This window comes from Paracoccus sediminilitoris (genome assembly GCF_003259195.1).
Taxonomy (GTDB): Bacteria; Pseudomonadota; Alphaproteobacteria; order Rhodobacterales; family Rhodobacteraceae; genus Paracoccus; species Paracoccus sediminilitoris.
This window is the reverse complement of record NZ_QJPK01000006.1, coordinates 171,873-189,694: the sequence shown is the minus strand read 5'-3', so window position 1 is coordinate 189,694 and position 17,822 is coordinate 171,873. Positions and strand designations below refer to the sequence as shown.

16 protein-coding genes are annotated in these 17,822 nt (G+C 63.1%); 8 read left to right on the top strand and 8 right to left on the bottom strand.

All coding sequences use genetic code 11. The annotated features are described in order from the left end of the window. The first annotated feature begins 223 nt into the window (after positions 1–223). The 4 genes from DKT70_RS08695 to DKT70_RS08680 all read left to right on the top strand — a co-directional run bounded on the left by DKT70_RS08695 (position 224) and on the right by DKT70_RS08680 (position 6,200). Entirely contained in the window at positions 224–1,189 is a 966-nt protein-coding gene (locus tag DKT70_RS08695) for a TAXI family TRAP transporter solute-binding subunit (protein ID WP_407672199.1), read from the top strand. Between the two features lie 81 nt (positions 1,190–1,270). Beyond that, the gene (locus DKT70_RS08690; RefSeq protein ID WP_111558754.1) at positions 1,271–4,075 is read left to right on the top strand and encodes a TRAP transporter permease; all 2,805 of its coding nucleotides are present in this window, start codon (positions 1,271–1,273) and stop codon (positions 4,073–4,075) included. Next, complete coding sequence (locus DKT70_RS08685; protein WP_111558753.1) at positions 4,068–4,493, top strand: universal stress protein; 426 nt, start codon at positions 4,068–4,070, stop codon at positions 4,491–4,493. Before DKT70_RS08690 ends, DKT70_RS08685 begins: the two co-directional genes overlap by 8 nt. A gap of 36 nt (positions 4,494–4,529) precedes the next feature. Then, positions 4,530–6,200 carry a formate--tetrahydrofolate ligase gene (locus tag DKT70_RS08680; protein WP_111558752.1) on the top strand — a complete coding sequence of 557 codons (1,671 nt, stop codon included), beginning with the start codon at positions 4,530–4,532 and terminating at the stop codon, positions 6,198–6,200. Here DKT70_RS08680 and DKT70_RS08675 read toward each other — a convergent pair. After that, a complete protein-coding gene (locus DKT70_RS08675; protein ID WP_111558751.1) occupies positions 6,197–7,618 on the bottom strand; it encodes a hypothetical protein in 1,422 nt (473 codons plus the stop codon). The genes DKT70_RS08680 and DKT70_RS08675 overlap by 4 nt on opposite strands. Before the next feature lie 142 nt (positions 7,619–7,760). Between DKT70_RS08675 and DKT70_RS08670 the strand changes: the two genes are divergently transcribed. Then, complete coding sequence (locus DKT70_RS08670; protein ID WP_111558750.1) at positions 7,761–9,356, top strand: peptide chain release factor 3; 1,596 nt, start codon at positions 7,761–7,763, stop codon at positions 9,354–9,356. A 53-nt stretch (positions 9,357–9,409) separates the two neighbouring features. On the opposite strand, the gene DKT70_RS08665 is transcribed toward DKT70_RS08670, so the two are convergent. Further along, entirely contained in the window at positions 9,410–9,832 is a 423-nt protein-coding gene (locus tag DKT70_RS08665) for an OsmC family protein (protein ID WP_111558749.1), read from the bottom strand. Between the two features lie 59 nt (positions 9,833–9,891). Beyond that, positions 9,892–11,055 (bottom strand): deoxyguanosinetriphosphate triphosphohydrolase, encoded by a 1,164-nt coding sequence (locus DKT70_RS08660; RefSeq protein ID WP_111558748.1) that lies wholly within the window; start codon positions 11,053–11,055, stop codon positions 9,892–9,894. A 76-nt stretch (positions 11,056–11,131) separates the two neighbouring features. On the opposite strand from DKT70_RS08660, the gene erpA reads away from it, so the two are divergent. Continuing rightward, positions 11,132–11,455, top strand: coding sequence for an iron-sulfur cluster insertion protein ErpA (gene erpA, locus DKT70_RS08655; RefSeq protein ID WP_111558747.1), 324 nt, complete (start codon positions 11,132–11,134; stop codon positions 11,453–11,455). Here the strand turns inward: erpA and DKT70_RS08650 are convergent, their stop codons facing one another. Then, entirely contained in the window at positions 11,456–11,998 is a 543-nt protein-coding gene (locus tag DKT70_RS08650; RefSeq protein WP_111558746.1) for a hypothetical protein, read from the bottom strand. Positions 11,999–12,055: 57 nt separating this feature from the next. Between DKT70_RS08650 and xth the strand changes: the two genes are divergently transcribed. Further along, positions 12,056–12,841 carry an exodeoxyribonuclease III gene (gene xth / locus DKT70_RS08645; RefSeq protein ID WP_111558745.1) on the top strand — a complete coding sequence of 262 codons (786 nt, stop codon included), beginning with the start codon at positions 12,056–12,058 and terminating at the stop codon, positions 12,839–12,841. Here the strand turns inward: xth and DKT70_RS08640 are convergent. After that, on the bottom strand, positions 12,838–13,725 hold the full coding sequence (locus DKT70_RS08640) for a cation diffusion facilitator family transporter (RefSeq protein WP_111558744.1): 888 nt from the start codon (positions 13,723–13,725) through the stop codon (positions 12,838–12,840). The genes xth and DKT70_RS08640 overlap by 4 nt on opposite strands. Positions 13,726–14,032: 307 nt before the next feature. Here DKT70_RS08640 and DKT70_RS08635 point away from each other — a divergent pair, with 307 nt between their 5' ends. Then, a complete protein-coding gene (locus tag DKT70_RS08635) occupies positions 14,033–15,202 on the top strand; it encodes a BCCT family transporter (protein ID WP_111558743.1) in 1,170 nt (389 codons plus the stop codon). A gap of 56 nt (positions 15,203–15,258) precedes the next feature. On the opposite strand, the gene DKT70_RS08630 is transcribed toward DKT70_RS08635, so the two are convergent. The 3 genes from DKT70_RS08630 to DKT70_RS08625 are packed head-to-tail and all read right to left on the bottom strand — an operon-like array spanning position 15,259 to position 17,581. Next, complete coding sequence (locus DKT70_RS08630; RefSeq protein ID WP_111558742.1) at positions 15,259–15,594, bottom strand: hypothetical protein; 336 nt, start codon at positions 15,592–15,594, stop codon at positions 15,259–15,261. After that, positions 15,594–15,725: a hypothetical protein gene (locus tag DKT70_RS18630; RefSeq protein ID WP_267895643.1), complete on the bottom strand. Its 132-nt coding sequence runs from the start codon at positions 15,723–15,725 to the stop codon at positions 15,594–15,596. Before DKT70_RS18630 ends, DKT70_RS08630 begins: the two co-directional genes overlap by 1 nt. Then, on the bottom strand, positions 15,725–17,581 hold the full coding sequence (locus DKT70_RS08625) for an extracellular solute-binding protein (protein WP_111558825.1): 1,857 nt from the start codon (positions 17,579–17,581) through the stop codon (positions 15,725–15,727). The genes DKT70_RS18630 and DKT70_RS08625 overlap by 1 nt, the downstream gene beginning before the upstream one ends. Between the last annotated feature and the right edge of the window lie 241 nt (positions 17,582–17,822).

Here is a 17,822-nt window from a genome sequence, read left to right as displayed (position 1 = left end):
CAGCATCAATTGCCGTCAATTTAATACGAAATCACCGACAACTGCCCGACGGCAATGCCGAAAACCCGCCCGCTCATGGCGGTGCGGACGGTTCGGGAACCGTCGCCGATACGGGGCGGTTGCCCCTTTGGGATTGTCAAAACCGCCGGGTGCTTTAACCTTGGCGGCAGAACCGGGGTTCGCCACAGGGCATCCTCACCAAGAAATCAAGGGAGTATACCGCATGAGCAAATTGAAACCGATCCTGATGGGGGCGGCCTTCGCATTGTCCGCATCGCCGGTCCTTGCCCAGCAGGAACAGTTCATCACCATCGGCACCGGGGGTCAGACCGGCGTCTATTATGTCGTGGGCCAGTCGATCTGCCGCCTGGTGAACCGCCAGACCGCCGAAACCGGGCTGCGCTGCACCGCCCCCGCCACGGGCGGCTCCATCGCCAACATCAATGCCATAAAGGCGGGCGACATGACGATGGGCGTCGCCCAGTCCGACTGGCAGTTCCACGCCTATAACGGCAGCTCGGATTACGAAGGCGACGCCTTCGACAAGCTGCGCGCCGTCTTTGCCGTTCATCCCGAACCCTTCACCGTTGTCGCCCGCGCCGATTCCGGCATCGAGAATTTCGAGGACCTGAAGGGCAAGCGCGTCAACGTGGGCAACCCGGGTTCGGGTTCGCGCGGAACGATGGAGATCGTTCTGGACGCTATGGGCATGTCGATGGACGACTTCTCGCTGGCCTCGGAACTGCGTCCGGCGGAACAGTCGGCAGCCCTGGGCGACAACCAGGTCGACGCCATCACCTATACCGTCGGGCACCCCAACGGCTCGATCCAAGAGGCAACCTCGACCGTGGACGCCCGCCTGGTCACCGTCGCCGGCGATGCGATCGACAAGCTGGTCGAGGAAAATCCCTATTACGCCAAGGTCACCATTCCCGGCGGCATGTATGCGGGCAATGACGAAGGCACCGACACCTTCGGCGTCAAGGCGACTTTCGTGACCTCGGCCGACATCCCCGAGGAGACCGTCTATCAGGTTGTCAAGGCCGTCTTCGACAATTTCGACCGTTTCAAGGGCCTGCACCCGGCATTCGCCGATCTGCAGCCCGAGGAAATGATCGCCGACGGCAACAGCGCGCCCTTGCATCCGGGCGCCGAGCGGTATTACCGCGAGCAGGGCTGGATCGAGTGACCCTGATCTGAACGGGGCGGTCCTTCGGGGCCGCCCTTTTAGTAAGACGCCATGGTAACACCGGATCAACAAGGGGGCAGGATGGACGAAGACGACGCGAAGAAGCGCCAGCAGCAGGCCAGTGCGGTCGAAATGCAGGCCGCGGGCCGAGGAGAGTTGTCGCAGGCCGAGCTGGACGAACTGGTCGCCTCCTCCGATACGGGTGCGCGTACACCACCCGGTTTCGTGGGCAAGCTGATCCTGGTCGTAGCCTTCTGCTGGTCGCTGTTCCAGCTGTGGATCGCGTCGCCCCTTCCGTTCATGCTGAATTTCGGCATCATCAGCGCCACCGATGCGCGCGCCGTTCATCTGGCCTTCGCAATGTTTCTGGGTTTCATGGCCTATCCCGCTGAAAAGTCGCCTTTTCAGATCGGTCTGGGTATTGCGGTTCCAGTGCTGCTGTCGGGCCTGTTCATCTATGGCGCGCCCTCGGACATGCCGGCCTGGTTCATCGGGCTGGCAGGGGCCGGCATTGTCGCGGCGGTCCTGATGGGCAGCCCCAAGGCGCGCATTCCCTGGTGGGAATGGGTGCTGGCGATCCTGTCGGTCGTGGTGACGATGTATGTCTTCGTCTACAGCGATGAACTGGGCCGCCGCGTCGGCGCGCCGATCACGCCCGACCTGATGGTCGCCGTCGTCGGCATCCTGCTGCTGCTGGAGGCCACACGCCGCAGCCTGGGGCCGGCGCTGATGATCGTCGCAACTGTCTTTCTGGTCTATACCTTCCTTGGGCCCTACATGCCCTCGATCATCGCGCATCGGGGCAATTCCCTGACCGAGGTCGCCAACCACCAGTGGATCACCACCGAGGGCGTCTTCGGCATCGCCTTGGGCGTGTCCACCAGCTTTGTCTTCCTCTTCGTGCTGTTCGGCGCGCTGCTGGACAAGGCAGGGGCTGGCAACTACTTCATCCAGGTGGCTTTTTCGCTGATGGGCCACATGCGGGGCGGACCGGCCAAGGCGGCCGTGGTCAGCAGCGCGATGACCGGCCTGATCTCGGGGTCGTCCATCGCCAACGTGGTCACCACCGGCACTTTCACGATCCCGCTGATGAAGAAGGTGGGCTTCAGTTCCGAAAAGGCGGGCGCGGTCGAGGTCGCATCATCCGTCAATGGCCAGATCATGCCGCCCGTCATGGGGGCCGCGGCCTTCCTGATGGTCGAATATGTCGGCATTCCCTATTTCGATGTGGTGCGGCACGCCTTCCTGCCCGCCACGATCAGCTATATCGCCCTGGTCTATATCGTCCATCTTGAGGCCATGAAGGCCGGGATGGAGGGTCTGCCGCGGTCCTATACCCCGCCGCCGATCCTGCGCCGCCTGCTGACCGCCGCCTTCATCATCGCGGGCATCTGCGCGCTGTCGATCGCGGTCTATTACGGCATGGGCTGGATCCGTCCCGCCTTTGGCGAGGCGTCGCCCTATGTGGTCTTTTCGCTGCTGACGGCGGCTTATGTCGGCCTTTTGTGGATCGCCTCGCGCGAGGAACCGCTGGAGATCGATGACCCGAACGAGCCGGTGACCGAACTGCCCCTGCCGGGACCGACGGTGCGGTCGGGCCTGCACTTCATCCTGCCGGTCGTGGTTCTGGTCTGGGCGCTGATGGTCGACCGCCTATCGCCGGGCCTGTCGGCCTTCTGGGCCACGGCCTACATGATCTTCATCCTGGTCACGCAGCGTCCGTTGATGGTGATGCTGCGCGGCAGCGACCGGACCGGCAACTCGACGACCGGCCATGCCATCCGTGCAGGGGTCAACGACCTGGTCGACGGTATGATCTCGGGCGCGCGCAACATGATCGGCATCGGCATCGCCACGGCGACCGCCGGCATCATCGTGGGTGCCGTAAGCCAGACTGGCGTCGGATCGGCGCTGGCCGATGTGGTCGAGGTCCTGTCGGGCGGCAACCTGCTGGCCATCCTGGGGCTGACGGCGGTCCTGTCGCTGATCCTGGGGATGGGTCTGCCGACGACGGCGAACTATATCGTCGTCTCGGCGCTGCTGGCGCCGGTCATCGTGACGCTTGGCCAGCAGAACGGGCTGATCGTGCCGCTGATCGCGGTGCATCTGTTCGTCTTCTATTTCGGCATCATGGCCGATGTGACCCCGCCGGTCGGGCTGGCGTCCTTTGCGGCCGCGGCGGTGTCGGGCGGCGATCCGATCCGCACGGGTGTCATCGCCTTCTTCTACAGCCTGCGGACGGCGGCCCTGCCGTTCCTGTTCATCTTCAACACCGATCTGCTGCTGATCAACGTGGACTTCATCCACGGCGTCTTCGTCTTCGTGACGGCGACGGTCGCCATGCTGCTGTTTGCGGCGGCCACGCAGGGCTGGTTCCTGGCGCGCAACCGCATCTGGGAATCCGCGATGCTGCTGCTGGTCGCCTTCACCATCTTCCGGCCCGGCTTCTTCTGGGAATATGCCTTCCCTTCCTATCAGGAACGCCCGGCGACGGAATTCGTGCAGGCACTGGAGAACAGCGAAGTCGGTGAAGGTCTGCGCCTGCGCATCTCGGGCCTGAACGAGATCGGCAGCCCGGTCGAATTCGTGGCCCTGCTGCCGGTGCCGGAAGGCGAAACCGGGCAGGACCGCCTGGAGGCCGCCGGGATCGAATTGCTGACCGACGGCGACCGCGTCGTCATCGACAACGTCGCCTTCGACAGCCCCGCCCAAGAGGCCGGCCTGGATTGGGACCAGACCATCCTGTCGGTCAATGCGCCGGTCGAGGCACCGTCGAAATACTGGATCTATATTCCGGCCTTCCTGCTGTTGATGCTGGTGGTCTGGGCGCAGCGGCGACGTCTGCCGTCCGACCCGTCCCCGCGAAAGGATCACGCCCATGCATGACAACATCCTGCTGCCTATCGATCTGCAGCACCCAGAAAGCTGGGAAAAGGCCCTGCCGGTCGCCAAGCGGCTGGCAGGGGATCAGGGGACGATCCACCTGCTGGGGGTTGTTCATGATTTCGGCAGCTCGATGGTGGCGACGTTTCTGCCCAAGGGCTATGAGACCCGCGTCCTTCAGGCCATGAAAGAGGCGCTGGACGCCTTTGCCGATGCGCAATTCGACGATCCTTCGCGGATCCGCACCCATGTCGGCCACGGCCATGTCGCAGAAACCATCCTGAAATCGGCGCGCAAGTATCAGGCAGACCTGATCGTGATGGCCAGCCATCAGCCCGATGAATTGCGCAGCATCCTGGTCAGCCGGGATGCGAATGCCGTGGTCCGCCATTCGCCCGTATCGGTCATGGTCGTCCGCTAGGCGCGGTTTCAGAAAAAGAACGGAAATATCAGCCAGATGACGACTGATCTTCACATCGCCCGCGCTGCGGTCAAGCGTCCCATCGCCCAGATCGCAGCCAAGCTGGCGCTGAGCGAGCGGCAGATCCTGCCCTATGGCCACGACAAGGCCAAGATCTCCCACGAGGCCATCAAGACGCTGGAGGGACGTGACCAGGGCAGGCTGATCCTGGTCACCGCCATCAACCCGACCCCGGCGGGCGAGGGCAAGACCACGACCACCGTGGGCTTGGGCGATGCGCTGAACCGGATCGGCAAGCGCGCGACGATCTGCATCCGCGAGGCCAGCCTGGGTCCGAATTTCGGCATGAAGGGTGGGGCCGCGGGTGGCGGTTATGCCCAGATCGTCCCGATGGAGGACATGAACCTCCATTTCACCGGCGATTTCCATGCCATCACCTCGGCGCATAACCTGCTGGCGGCGATGATCGACAATCATGTCTATTGGGGCAACGACTTGCGGATCGACACGCGCCGCATCACGTGGCGGCGGGTGGTGGACATGAACGACCGGGCGCTTCGCGATACGGTCGTGGGGCTGGGCGGCCCGATGAACGGTTATTCCCGCCAGACGGGTTTCGACATCACCGTCGCGTCCGAGGTCATGGCGATCCTGTGCCTGGCACGCGATCTGGAGGATCTGCAGGATCGTCTGGGGCGCATCGTCGTGGCCTATAACGACGACCGCAACCCCGTGACGGCGGGTGATCTGAAGGCGGATGGCGCGATGACAGTCCTGCTAAAGGATGCATTGCAGCCGAACCTTGTGCAGACCTTGGAAAACAACCCTGCTCTGGTGCATGGCGGCCCCTTTGCCAATATCGCCCATGGCTGCAACAGCGTCATCGCGACCAAGGCCGCGCTGCGGATGTCGGATTACGTCGTGACCGAAGCCGGCTTCGGGGCCGATCTGGGCGCCGAGAAGTTCATGAACATCAAATGCCGCCTTGCGGGGCTGGCGCCCTCGGTGGTGGTGCTGGTCGCGACGGTGCGGGCGTTGAAGATGAATGGCGGCGTCGCGAAATCAGACTTGGGCACCGAGGATGTCGGTGCCGTGACGCGCGGCTGCGCCAATCTGGGGCGCCATATCGACAATCTGCGCAGCTTCGGCGTGCCGGTCATCGTGGCGCTGAACCATTTCGCCGGGGACAGCCAGGCCGAGATCGCCGCCTTGCAGGATTATTGCGCGGCGCGCGGCGTGGATGCCATCGTTGCCCGCCATTGGGCCGAAGGTGGGGCAGGGGCCGAGGATCTGGCGCATGCCGTGGTCCGGATGGTCGATGAGGGCAGTCGTGGTTTCACGACCCTCTATCCCGATGAGATGCCCTTATGGGACAAGATCCAGACGATCTGCACCAGAATCCACCATGCCGACCACGCCGAGGCGGGGCCGGGGGTCCGCGAACAACTGCAAGCTTGGCAGGACGCGGGGCATGGCCATATGCCGATCTGCATTGCCAAGACCCAGTACAGTTTTTCGACCGATCCCGAGTTGCGGGGGGCACCCGAAGGCCATGTCATCCCCGTTCGAGAGGTGCGGCTGAACGCCGGCGCAGGCTTCATCGTCGCCATCTGCGGCCAAGTGATGACCATGCCAGGCCTACCGCGCCACCCGGCGGCCGAGGTGATCGGGCTTGACCCCGAGGGCCATGTCGAAGGCCTGTTCTAGGCGGCGGCCTCCATCCGATCGGCGGGTTCGAAGATCTGCGCCATCAGGGTCAGATGGTGAATATGGCTCATCACCCGTCCAAGCGGGGCGTCGTCGCTGTCGGCAATGGCGCTGCTGGCCAGCCGGTCGGACATGGCATGAATGGCGCGGGGCAGGGGCCGCATGTGAAAATGCGAGGCCAGACGCGTGCAATGCATGAAGGTCGCATCATCATTGGCGGTGGCCGCGCGAGCCCACAAGGCCAGCAGCGCGGGGGGCAGCGGGTCGCTGATGACGATGGGCCTGCCCTGCAGCCAGTTCAGTTCGGCCTGACCGACATCGTTCAGTTCGGGCACGTCATTCAACCTGATCCGGCTGCGCACATGCCGTGCCGAAATGGGGTCGCGAAAGCACAACGCGGCAAGCCGGACCGATTGCGCCGGTGACAGCACCCAATGGGAAACGCCAAGCGCGGCGATCTGGTCGCGTCCGGTCGCCCGGCCCAGGATGACGGCTTGCTCCAATGTCGGGGCGTCATCGGACAACCGCCGCAGGGCGCATTCGGCCAAGGTCCGCGCGGCCGCGTGGAACGGTCGGGCCTGCACCGGGCCGGTGACCCGCCCACGCCAGCGTCGATAGATCGCGCCCTGGATCGCCAGGATCGCCACCAGGGTCGGCATGATACCGGTAGTCAGTTCCTGCGGGTCGGTCGAGAAGCCGAGGCGATGGGGAAAGGACCCGTCGCCGCGCTGATACTGCATCAGTTCGACCACGGCATCGGTGGCATCGTGATCGGGGTCGACCAGTTGCAGGCAGAATGTGGTCAGTGCCACCGAACAGGTGCAGCGGTTCGCCAGCGCCCATTCCTCCATCTGTGTCAGGATGGTGTACATTCGCGTGATCGAGCGTTTGTCCGCCAGCCGCGGGCGCGTCCTGCCGAAATCGAAGACCTGAACCAAGAGGCGACCATAGGCCATCACCTGTTGGCTGGTCAGCTGGTTGATGGGGCGGGTCAGCGCGCGTTCGGCGACGCCGTGAAGGCGGTGGTCCACATCAAGCGCCAGCCGCTTGGACAGGGGGACGTTCTTGTCTTGGGCAAGGGTACGGCCAGCCAGCTGCCACAGCGGGTCCTGCGGCGTCAGGAAGATGCCCGCCAAAAACATCTGCAACGCCGCAGGGTCGCGTCCGCCCTGTACGCAATGCCTTGCGGCCTGCCGGATCATGTCGGGGGTGACGCGCCGCCTGACGATCACCTCCAGCGGCGAGGGGCGTCCACGCAAGCCTGAAAGGATGGGCCCCACGCGCGCTGCGGTCGCCAGGGCAAGCAGATCGGGATGATCGGGTCCGCAAAATTCGGGCAGATCCATGATCTTCTGGCGCAGCCATTCCAGGCCACGTGTGGATACCGTATGGGCCAGGTGTTCGACTGTCTGATGCATGGCAGGCTCTCCGATTTGAAGCCAGTGAACATGCCATGGCCGTCCTGGTTCAACAAAGGGATGCGGAAAATTCAAATCTTGTCTTACGGGTCACGCATTCCGGCGATTGCCATGCGTGATCGGGCAGGATAAAGCCGCGATCATGACCAATCGCGCCGAACTTCCGCCCGAAATTTCCCGCCGCCGGACCTTTGCGATCATCTCGCATCCCGACGCCGGAAAGACAACGCTGACCGAGAAATTCCTGCTTTATGGCGGCGCAATCCAGATGGCCGGCCAAGTGCGGGCCAAGGGCGAGGCGCGGCGGACGCGGTCGGACTTCATGAAGATGGAACAGGATCGCGGGATCTCGGTTTCGGCTTCGGCAATGTCGTTCGATTTTGACGGACATCGCTTCAACCTGGTCGATACGCCCGGTCACAGCGACTTTTCCGAGGATACCTACCGCACGCTGACGGCGGTGGATGCGGCGATCATGGTCATCGACGGCGCCAAGGGCGTCGAATCGCAGACCCGCAAGCTGTTCGAGGTCTGCCGTCTGCGCGACCTGCCGATCCTGACCTTCTGCAACAAGATGGACCGCGAATCCCGCGACACCTTCGAGATCATCGACGAGATCCAGGAGAACCTAGCCATAGACGTGGCCCCGGCATCCTGGCCCATCGGCGTCGGGCGCGAGTTCCTGGGCTGCTATGACATGCTGCACGACCGGCTGGAGCTGATGGACCGCGCCGACCGCAACAAGGTCGCGCAATCCATCGCCATCGACGGGCTGGACGATCCGCGCCTGGCCGACCATGTGCCCGAGCACCTTCTGGCGCAGCTGCGCGAGGAGATCGAGATGGCGCGCGAGCTGCTGCCCGCCTTCGACCGGCAGTCGTTCCTCGAAGGGCACATGACGCCCATCTGGTTCGGCAGCGCAATCAACAGCTTCGGCGTGCAGGAGCTGATGAAGGGCATCAGCACCTACGGCCCCGCGCCCCAGCCCCAGAACAGCGCCGAACGCGAGATCGCCCCCGAGGAGACCCGCGTCACCGGCTTCGTGTTCAAGGTGCAGGCCAACATGGACCCCAAGCACCGCGACCGCGTGGCCTTCGTGCGCCTGGCCTCCGGGCATTTCGAACGCGGCATGAAGCTGACCCATGTGCGCTCGAAGAAGCCGATGGCGGTGTCGAACCCGGTGCTGTTCCTGGCCGCCGACCGTGAATTGGCCGAAGAGGCCTGGGCGGGCGACATCATCGGCATCCCGAACCACGGCCAGCTGCGCATCGGCGATGCCCTGACCGAGGGCGAGGCGCTGCGTTTCACGGGCATTCCGTCTTTTGCGCCGGAACTGCTGCAATCGGTGCGGGCGACCGATCCGATGAAGGCCAAGCACCTGGAAAAGGCGCTGATGCAATTCGCCGAGGAGGGTGCCGCCAAGGTGTTCAAACCCGCCATCGGCTCGGGCTTCATCGTCGGCGTCGTGGGTGCATTGCAGTTCGAGGTTCTGGCCAGCCGGATCGAACTGGAATACGGCATCCCCGTCCGCTTCGAGGGGTCGCAGTTCACCAGCGCCCGTTGGGTCGCGGGTCCGAAGGCCAAGGTGGATGCCTTTGCCGAAAGCAACAAGGGCCATCTGGCGCACGACCATGACGGTGATCTTGTCTATCTGACGCGGCTGCAGTGGGACATCGACCGCATCGGGCGCGATCATCCCGACATCAAGCTGACGGCTACGAAGGAAATGATGGTCTGACATGAAAACGCCGGCGCGATCGCGCCGGCGTTTCGCATCAGGATCGGACAGGGTCAGACGACCTTGGCGTCCATCGTGATTTCGGCGTTCAGCAGCTTGCTGATGGGGCAGCCTTCCTTGGCCTTGTTGGCCACTTCCAGCACCTTGGCCTCATCGGCATCGGCGGTGATCTGGGTGGTCAGATGCGCCTTCTTGACGGCAAAACCGTCGCCCTCCTTGTCCATCGAGATCTTCGACGTCGTCTCGATGCTGACGCCCGTGACGCCTTCCTGTTCCAGCATCATGGCAAGCGCCATCGAGAAGCAGGACGCATGGGCTGCGCCGATCAGTTCCTCGGGGTTGGTGCCTGCCTTGTCCTCGAAGCGGGTGTTGAAGCCGTAGGGCTGGGCCGAGAGGGCGCCAGATTCAGTCGAGACCTGGCCTTTGCCCTCTTTCAGGCCGCCGTCCCATTTTGCAGAACCGGTACGATTGATCATGACAGGATCCTTCCTTGTTCGTCGTTTCGCCCGCTCAACGCAGCCCCCCGCCGGATGGTTCAGTCGGGCCCGATCAAGCGCTGGTGTTCGGCGATGGCATAGCGGTCGGTCATCCCCGAGACGTAATCCAGCACCAGCCGCGCCCGTTCTGTCCGGTCGTCCATCTGCTGCGCGATCTGCCCCCATTGATCGGGCAGCTTGGCGGGGTCGTCTAGGAACAGCGGGAACAGGTCGTGCAACATGCGCGTCACGTTGTTCCGTTCGACCACCACCGATGGGGCGCGGTACATGCGCTGGAACAGGAAAGACTTGATGGCCTTGATGTTCTGATAGACCGGCTTGGAAAAGCGGATGATCGGCCCGTCCATGTTGCGGATGTCGTCCACCGATTGCGGCTGCAGCCCGGTCAGGCGGTTCTGGGCGACGGCGATGACGTCCTCGACCATGACGCCAAACACGCGGCGCAGCGCCTCGTAGCGGCGGCGGGTGGGGTCCAGACCGGGGTAGAGTTGGTCGACCTCGGCGAAGGCCGGCCCGATGATGGGCAGTTCGGCCAGCTCGGCCTCGGTGAACAGCTCGGCGCGCAGCCCGTCATGCAGGTCGTGGTGGTTATAGGCGACATCGTCGGCCACGGCCGCGACCTGCGCCTCGGCGCTGGCATTGGTATGCAGTTCCAGGTCCCACTGGGCATTCACCTGCGCCAGGGCATAGGGCAGATCGCCGGTGATCGGGCCGTTATGCTTGGCAATGCCTTCCAGGCTTTCCCAGGTCAGGTTCAGCCCGTCGAAATCGGCGTAATGCCGTTCCAGCTGCGTCACGATCCGCAGGGCCTGCGCGTTGTGGTCGAAGCCGCCATAGGGGGCCATCAGTTCCGCCAGCGCGTCTTCGCCCGTATGGCCGAAGGGCGGGTGGCCAAGGTCATGGGCCAGCGCCACGGTTTCGGCCAGATCGGTGTTCAGCCCAAGCGCGCCCGCGATGGTGCGGGCGACCTGCGCGACCTCGATCGTGTGGGTCAGACGGGTGCGGAAGTAATCGCCGCGATAGGCGTCGCCGTCATGTTCGACGAAGACCTGCGTCTTGTGCTTCAACCGGCGGAAGGCGCTGGAATGGATGATCCGGTCGCGGTCGCGCTGCCAGGGCGAGCGGAAGGTGGACAGCTTTTCGGTGAGAAGCCGCCCGCGGCTGTCGGCGGGATGGCAGGCATATGGCGCGAGTGCAGTCACGGGGCAGGGCCCTTCCTTGCGAGTGTTCGTCCGAAACCCTATATTCCTACCCTACGGACGAAAACGGGAACGCCCCATGAACCTGCCGCCGAAAGTTACCGAACGCGCGTTTCAGCGCCTTGCCCAGATCAACGCCGACCGCGAGTCGCTGCCGCTTCGCGTGGCCGTGTCCGGAGGCGGATGTTCCGGGTTTCAATATGATATCCGCTTCGATCAGCCCGAGGCCGATGACCTGATCCTTGAAAACGATGGACAGAAGGTCGTCGTTGATCCGGTATCCCTGCCGTTCCTTGCCGGGGCCGTCATCGATTTCAGCGATGAACTGATCGGCGCGCGATTTGTCATCGACAACCCGAACGCCTCCAGCAGCTGCGGTTGCGGGACGTCCTTCTCGATGTGATCAGTCGCAGAACCTGCTGCGCGTCGTCAGGCTCTGGTCCAGATAGCGCAGCAGGATCCGGCGCCCGACGGCGTACTCCTTCTGGACGACGTCCCAATCCGCGATTTGGCAGATGACCTGATCGCGCCTGTCGGTCACCCGAAGCCCGCCATCGACAATGGCCACGGTCATCTGGTGGCCTTGCCGCCGATTGGCTCTGATGTCGAAATCCAAGGTCAGTTTGGCCTGCGTCCCGTCTGAAAATCCCGTATCGATGCCCTGCCAGTCACCGGGCTGCCCTGCGGCCATTGTCACCCGATGGGTGCCGGGCGGGACCAGCAGGCGAAAGAACTCTCCTCCACGCAGATAGCCGCTGATGACCGGCGCGTCGATCGCCGGATCGGTCAGGGCGATGCTGTAATCGTGGCCCGCATCGGTCCGGATCTGCAGCGGGATGGTCGCGGGCAGGGGGCCGTTCTTGGCCAGCAGCCCCGTCACGGGACGCGGGGCGGCATCGACCGCGCCGGGCAGCAGGGTGGCGACCAGCATCAGCGCGCGCAGCATCAGGGTCCTTTCGCGCTTGCGGTTGCCAAACACAGGGACCACGCTAAAGATGCAGCCATGAAAATCTCAAGCTTCAATATCAACGGCATCAAAGCCCGCATCCAGGCGCTGAGCGACTGGCTGGCCGCGACGGATGCCGACGTGGTCGTCCTTCAGGAGATCAAATCCGTCGACGAAGGGTTCCCGCGCGAACATTTCCAGGATCTTGGCTGGACGGTCGAAACCCATGGCCAGAAGGGCTTCAACGGGGTGGCGATCCTGTCCAAGCTGCCGCTGGAGGACGTGATCCGCGGCCTGCCCGGCGACGATGACGACGACCAGGCCCGCTATATCGAGGCGACGGTGGTCGGTGATCAGGCCGTGCGCATTGCGGGGCTGTACCTGCCCAACGGCAATCCCGCGCCGGGTCCGAAATACGACTACAAGCTGGCTTGGATGGAACGCCTGCGCCTGCGCGCGCTGGACCTGCTGGCGCTGGAAATGCCGGTCGTCATGCTGGGAGATTACAATATCATCCCCGAGGCGCGCGACGCGGCCCAACCGCAGAAATGGGTTGATGATGCGCTGTTCCTGCCCGAAAGCCGCGCCGCCTTCCGGACCATCGTCAACCAGGGTTGGACCGAGGCGATCCGCGCCCGCGACCCTTGGGCCACGCGCGGACCCTTCACCTTTTGGGATTACCAGGCGGGGGCGTGGAGCAAGGATGACGGCATTCGCATCGATCACCTGCTGCTGTCACCCCAAGCGGCCGACCTGATGTGCGAAACCGGCGTCGACCGCGAAGCCCGTGCCGGTGAAAAGCCAAGCGATCACGTTCCAGTCTGGGTGCGCCTGGAGGCCTAGATCACCAGGACGCCGGAATGCTTGGCATGGTGTTCCGGTTCGACATGGATGGTAATCTGGGCATCGGGCAGGTTGGATTTCAGCGACGCCTCGATCCGGTCGCAGATCGCATGGGCGTCACAGACGGTGGTCTGTCCGTCCACCACAAGGTGAAAGTCGATGAAGGTGACCGCGCCTGCATGACGGGTGCGCAGATCATGCGCTTCGATCGCGCCGGTGGCCTTGTCCGAGATGATGTCGCGGATCTGGCTCAGGGTGTTGTCGGGCACGGCCTCGTCCATCAGACCCGACAGCGACGCCGTCATCACCTTCCAGCCCGACCACAGGATGTTCACGCCGACCAGCATCGCCAGGATCGGGTCCAGCACCGCCCAACCGGTCGTCACGGCCAAGGCCACGCCCACCAGCACCCCGCCCGAGGAAATCACATCCGTCAGCAGATGCTTGCCGTCGGCCTCTAGTGCCGGGGACCGCAGCTTGCGTCCCTGGCGGATCAGCACGGCGCACCAGAAGGCGTTGATCAGGCCCGCGCCGGCGTTGATGGCCATGCCGATGCCCGCGTCCTGAATCACGACCGGCGCCTGGAAGGCACGCCAGGCTTCGGACAGGATCAGGATGGCGGCGACGATGATCAGCACGCCTTCCAGGACAGCGCTGAGGAATTCGGCCTTGTGGTGACCATAGGGGTGGCCCTGATCGGCGGGCCGCTGCGCGACCTTGATGGCCACCAGGGCGGCCAGCGCGGTCGCGACGTTCACGATGCTTTCCAGCGCGTCCGACAGCAGCGCGACCGAACCGGTCAGATACCATGCAAGGGTCTTGAGCCCCAGCACCATCAACCCCACCAGAATGCTGCCCACAGCGATTTTCAAGGTGCTTGACATGGTCCCGGTTCCTTTGTCCGTCAGCCCGATGTTAAGCGCCGAGCATCTGTCAGAATATGGTGTCGAACTCAACCCTCGGGGTCGCGTAAGCGCATCAATCGCCCGAGGCAAGGGAACCCAAACGATCGCTTGCGGTTTCTTGATTGACTAATCACTCAATTTACCGGATACTGCCGCCACACCAAATGAACAACGGCGCTGACGCGCTGTGCCGGCAACGTTTCGGCAGTTGTGCCTTTCGGTCGCGGCTGCGCTGAGGCGGGTCGGTCCCTGCCAAGACAAAATCCGAAGCAGAAAAGGATCGTCTATGACGCCGATCATTACAATTGCATATCTCAGCGTGCTGGCCTGCGCGCTGTTCGTCCTGATCCGCTGGCCTACCATGCGTGTGCAGGGGGAACAGCCCGTCGGCTTGTTCACGCTGATCGCCCTTCTTTTCACCGCCGGGCTGGACATGGGGCTGGTCATGCTGCCTCTCAGCGAATTTCCGGTCTACGAGGCGGATGAGGCCTTCGGCTTCACCAACGCCCTGGCCGTCGAATTTGGCATGTGGGGGCCCCTGGTCTGGCTGATGTATTTCGTCACGACCTTTTATTTCGTCGCCATCGAACCCCGCCTGAAGCTGTTCGAGATCCCGGTGGTGAAATGGATCTATAACCTGACGGTCATCGCGACCTGTTCCTTCACCTGCTATCTGTTCATGACGAACCTGCCGACCTATGCCCCAAATCTGCCCATGAACGTGGTCTGGGCCTTGGTGGTCGCGGTCATTGCCACCGCCGTCATCAGCAGCGGCGACATGCGGGTGATGAAATGGCTGGCGATCCTGTCCAGCTATGGCTTCGGGATGCTGGCCTTCACGGCGTTGGCAATGATCGCCTTCTTCTACAGCCGCGTGGGCATGACCGATTTCTATGCCAATATCGGGCTGTTGATGGATTACTTCGTCCATATCCGCCGCTTCGCGACCCCGATCTCGGATTACCACGAATTCTACCTGTTCTGGTGGTTCGCCTGGAGCATCATGATCGGCCAGTTCGTCGCCCGCTTCGTCAGCGGCCTGCGCGTCTGGCAACTGGCGGCGGCGATGGTCATCCTGCCGGCGATCCCGCTTGGCCTGTGGTTCTGTGTCCTGTTCGTTTATCATCAGGGGCATGTCGTCATTCCCGGATGGCTGAACTGGTTCATGATCTTCGTGGGCGTCGTCTTCGTGGTCAATTCGCTGGACAGCCTGATCCGCCTTTATTCGGCGAACCTGGACTGGTCGAGAGAGACGCTGGGGGACCGCAAGTATTATCCGTTGCATTTTCTGCTGCAGCTGGCGCTGGTCGGGGCCTATTTCTTCACCCCGTTCAAGATCCAGTGGGTCGGCCTGATCGTGGCGGGACTCTATGCGGTGATCTATGCGCTGCTGGTCATGCAGATCGGCAAGCTGTCGAAGCTGAGCGACAGGCAGGTCATCAAGCCCGTCACCTGACGCGACGGGAGGCGCCGCCCGACCCCGTGGGGTTGGGCGGCTGCCGCTTCGGCTGATCAATCGTCGTCGGGGCTTTCGCCATCATCGCCGAAGGCCGCGTCGTCGCTGTATTCGTCCTCGCCTTCATTGACATATTTGGCGCTGAGGGCGATCGAGTGATTGTCGTGACTGGGGTCCATCACGATGTCCGACGGGATCTCGCCAACCAGCCATTCGCGCAGTTCCTCGCGGATTTCCTCGCGATCCTGGCCCGTGACCTCGACGAGGTAGGAGACGAATGCGCCTTGGTCGCCGTCGATCTCGTCCAGGTCGCTGTCATCGACCTGCGGCCACTTGTCGACGATGGCCTCGTAGAATGCCGGCCAGTTTTCCTTAACGTGGTGCCACTTCATCAATAACCTCCTCCGGATATGCCGCCCTGGGACCAGCGGGCCACTCCGGTAATATCTTCGCCGATGCCGGCGATCGTGTTGCATCCGGCCAGCGTGATGCAGGCCAGCAATGTAACCCAAAACATGCGCATCAGTTCGTCTCCTGCCACCAGACTTCCGGTAAAAATCCCGGCCAGTCTCCGTAAATCGGTATTTCATCGGGGTATTTCAGCTCGGCCGAATGGGCCAGACGTGAAAACGGGGAAAAGTTGACCGGGATCACATAGCGTCCTGCGGTCAACACGCGGTCCAGCGCCTTGACGGCGGCGGTGTAGTCTTCGGCATCCTCCGCGGTGACCATGGCGTCGATCATCGCCTCGGCGGCGGGGCTGTCCATGCCCATCCAGTTGCGGCTGCCGGGCGTCGTGACGCCTTCGCTGCCCCAGTAAAGACGCTGTTCGTTGCCCGGTGACAGCGACAGGCCGCGTTCGTACCAGGTCATGTCGAACTGGTAATTATTGGTACGTTCCACGTATTGCGCGGAATCCAGCAGCGTGATCCGGGGGGTAATCCCCAAGGGACGCAGGGCCTCGACATAGATGTTCACGATCTGCTGGGTTTCCGACCCGGTGCGCATGGCGGACCCCGACTGGTTCAGCAGGATCTCGAAGGTGAAGGGACGGCCTTCGGCATCGGCAAGGCGCCCGTCCTGAACGGTCCACCCCGCATCCGCCATCAGCGCCAGCGCCCGACGCACGGCGGCGCGGTCCATCGGGCGTTCGCTTCCCTCGGGCAGGGCATATCCTTCGATCGTGCCGGGGGGCAGGTCGGCGGCAAAGGGTTCCAGCAGTTCGGCGACGCGACCCGATGCGGGCCCGTGCGACATGGCCAGAACCGAGTTCGAAAAATACGACGTGATCCGCGGATCGTCGCCGCCGTTCAGCGTGCGGTTGATGAAGCGATAATTGAACATCTCGATCATCGCTTGCCGGACGCGCCAGTCGTCGAAGATCGGATTGCGGGTGTTCATTACCAGACCCATGATCCCCGACGGGCGTTCATTGGGGATCTGGTCCTTGACGATGCCGCCCGATGTGGCCAGCGGGAAATCGTATTCGCTGTCCCAGTTCTGGGCCGACAGCTCGCGCCAGGCGTTCACCTCGCCAGCCTTGAAGGCCTCGAACATGGCATTGGCGTCGCCGAAGTAATCATAGCGGATGGTGTCGAAATTGTTCATCCCGGTCATCAGCGGCAGGTCCTTGCCCCAGTAGCCGGGATTGCGACGGAACGTGACGGCCCGCCCCGGATCGACCTTGTCGATCACATAGGGACCGGTGCCGATCGGGGGTTCCAGGCTGGAATCGCTGAAATCCTGACCCTCCCACTGGGCCTTCTTCAGGATCGGGCGCAGGCCCATCAGCAAGGGCAGCTCGCGGTCCTGTTCGGTGAAGGTGAACTTGACGCTGCGCGGGCCGGTCTGTTCCATGCTGGCGACCTTGGACCATGTGCCCAGATAGCGCGGATGACCCTTGGTCCCCAAGGTGCGATAGGACCACATCACATCTTCGACAGTGACCGGGCTGCCATCGGAAAACCGGGCTTCGGGGCGCAGTGTGAATTCGACCCAGGACCGGTCGGGGGCGGTGTCGATGGTTTCGGCCAGTAGCCCATAGACGGTGAAGGGCTCGTCGATCGAGCGCATGGCAAGGGTTTCGGTCACATGGACGCCCACGCCCCATGCGGCATTGCCTTTCAGAACCCAGGGTTTCAGGGAATCGAACCCGCCCGGTTCGGCCAGCCGAATCACACCGCCCTTGGGCGCCTTAGGATTTGCATAAGGAAGATGGGAAAAATCGGGCGAAAGGGCAGGTTTGCCATAGATTGCAAGACCATGTGAAGGTTCGGCAAGGGTTGTCAGCGGCATTGCTGCAACACCGCATGTCAAGGCCGCGATCACGGAAATGGCGCGAACCCTTCCGCAATTGTTAAGGATTTTTAAGATTCGCATCGCCCGCCGCCCCATTTGTCCTTGTTTGACCGCATTATCAACAGGCTCGCCAAGGGGGCGTCAACCAAGCGGTCAAGAACTGTGTTGGACTCGGGCGGTTCCTCGCGTATAAATAGGGCACTGCTCGATAGGTTTCTTGCCTGTATGAAACCTGCCTCATAACTTGCGCCCGCCTTGTGCGGGCGTTTTTTTTTGCCCATGCTGCGCCTGCAACATCGACCGGCCCCCGCGCGCCGGTCGG

What these genes read in the sequence shown, in the direction of transcription:
- DKT70_RS08695 (WP_407672199.1), top strand. Translation starts at nt 224, where the DNA reads ATGAGCAAATTGAAACCGATCCTGATGGGGGCGGCCTTCGCATTGTCC.
- DKT70_RS08685 (WP_111558753.1), top strand. Translation starts at nt 4,068, where the DNA reads ATGCATGACAACATCCTGCTGCCTATCGATCTGCAGCACCCAGAAAGC.
- erpA (WP_111558747.1), top strand. Translation starts at nt 11,132, where the DNA reads ATGAACCTGCCGCCGAAAGTTACCGAACGCGCGTTTCAGCGCCTTGCC.
- DKT70_RS08630 (WP_111558742.1), bottom strand. Translation starts at nt 15,594, where the DNA reads ATGAAGTGGCACCACGTTAAGGAAAACTGGCCGGCATTCTACGAGGCC.
- DKT70_RS08625 (WP_111558825.1), bottom strand. Translation starts at nt 17,581, where the DNA reads ATGCGAATCTTAAAAATCCTTAACAATTGCGGAAGGGTTCGCGCCATT.
- DKT70_RS08650 (WP_111558746.1), bottom strand. Translation starts at nt 11,998, where the DNA reads ATGCTGCGCGCGCTGATGCTGGTCGCCACCCTGCTGCCCGGCGCGGTC.
- DKT70_RS08665 (WP_111558749.1), bottom strand. Translation starts at nt 9,832, where the DNA reads ATGATCAATCGTACCGGTTCTGCAAAATGGGACGGCGGCCTGAAAGAG.
- DKT70_RS18630 (WP_267895643.1), bottom strand. Translation starts at nt 15,725, where the DNA reads ATGCGCATGTTTTGGGTTACATTGCTGGCCTGCATCACGCTGGCCGGA.
- DKT70_RS08640 (WP_111558744.1), bottom strand. Translation starts at nt 13,725, where the DNA reads ATGTCAAGCACCTTGAAAATCGCTGTGGGCAGCATTCTGGTGGGGTTG.
- DKT70_RS08680 (WP_111558752.1), top strand. Translation starts at nt 4,530, where the DNA reads ATGACGACTGATCTTCACATCGCCCGCGCTGCGGTCAAGCGTCCCATC.
- DKT70_RS08670 (WP_111558750.1), top strand. Translation starts at nt 7,761, where the DNA reads ATGACCAATCGCGCCGAACTTCCGCCCGAAATTTCCCGCCGCCGGACC.
- xth (WP_111558745.1), top strand. Translation starts at nt 12,056, where the DNA reads ATGAAAATCTCAAGCTTCAATATCAACGGCATCAAAGCCCGCATCCAG.
- DKT70_RS08690 (WP_111558754.1), top strand. Translation starts at nt 1,271, where the DNA reads ATGGACGAAGACGACGCGAAGAAGCGCCAGCAGCAGGCCAGTGCGGTC.
- DKT70_RS08675 (WP_111558751.1), bottom strand. Translation starts at nt 7,618, where the DNA reads ATGCATCAGACAGTCGAACACCTGGCCCATACGGTATCCACACGTGGC.
- DKT70_RS08635 (WP_111558743.1), top strand. Translation starts at nt 14,033, where the DNA reads ATGACGCCGATCATTACAATTGCATATCTCAGCGTGCTGGCCTGCGCG.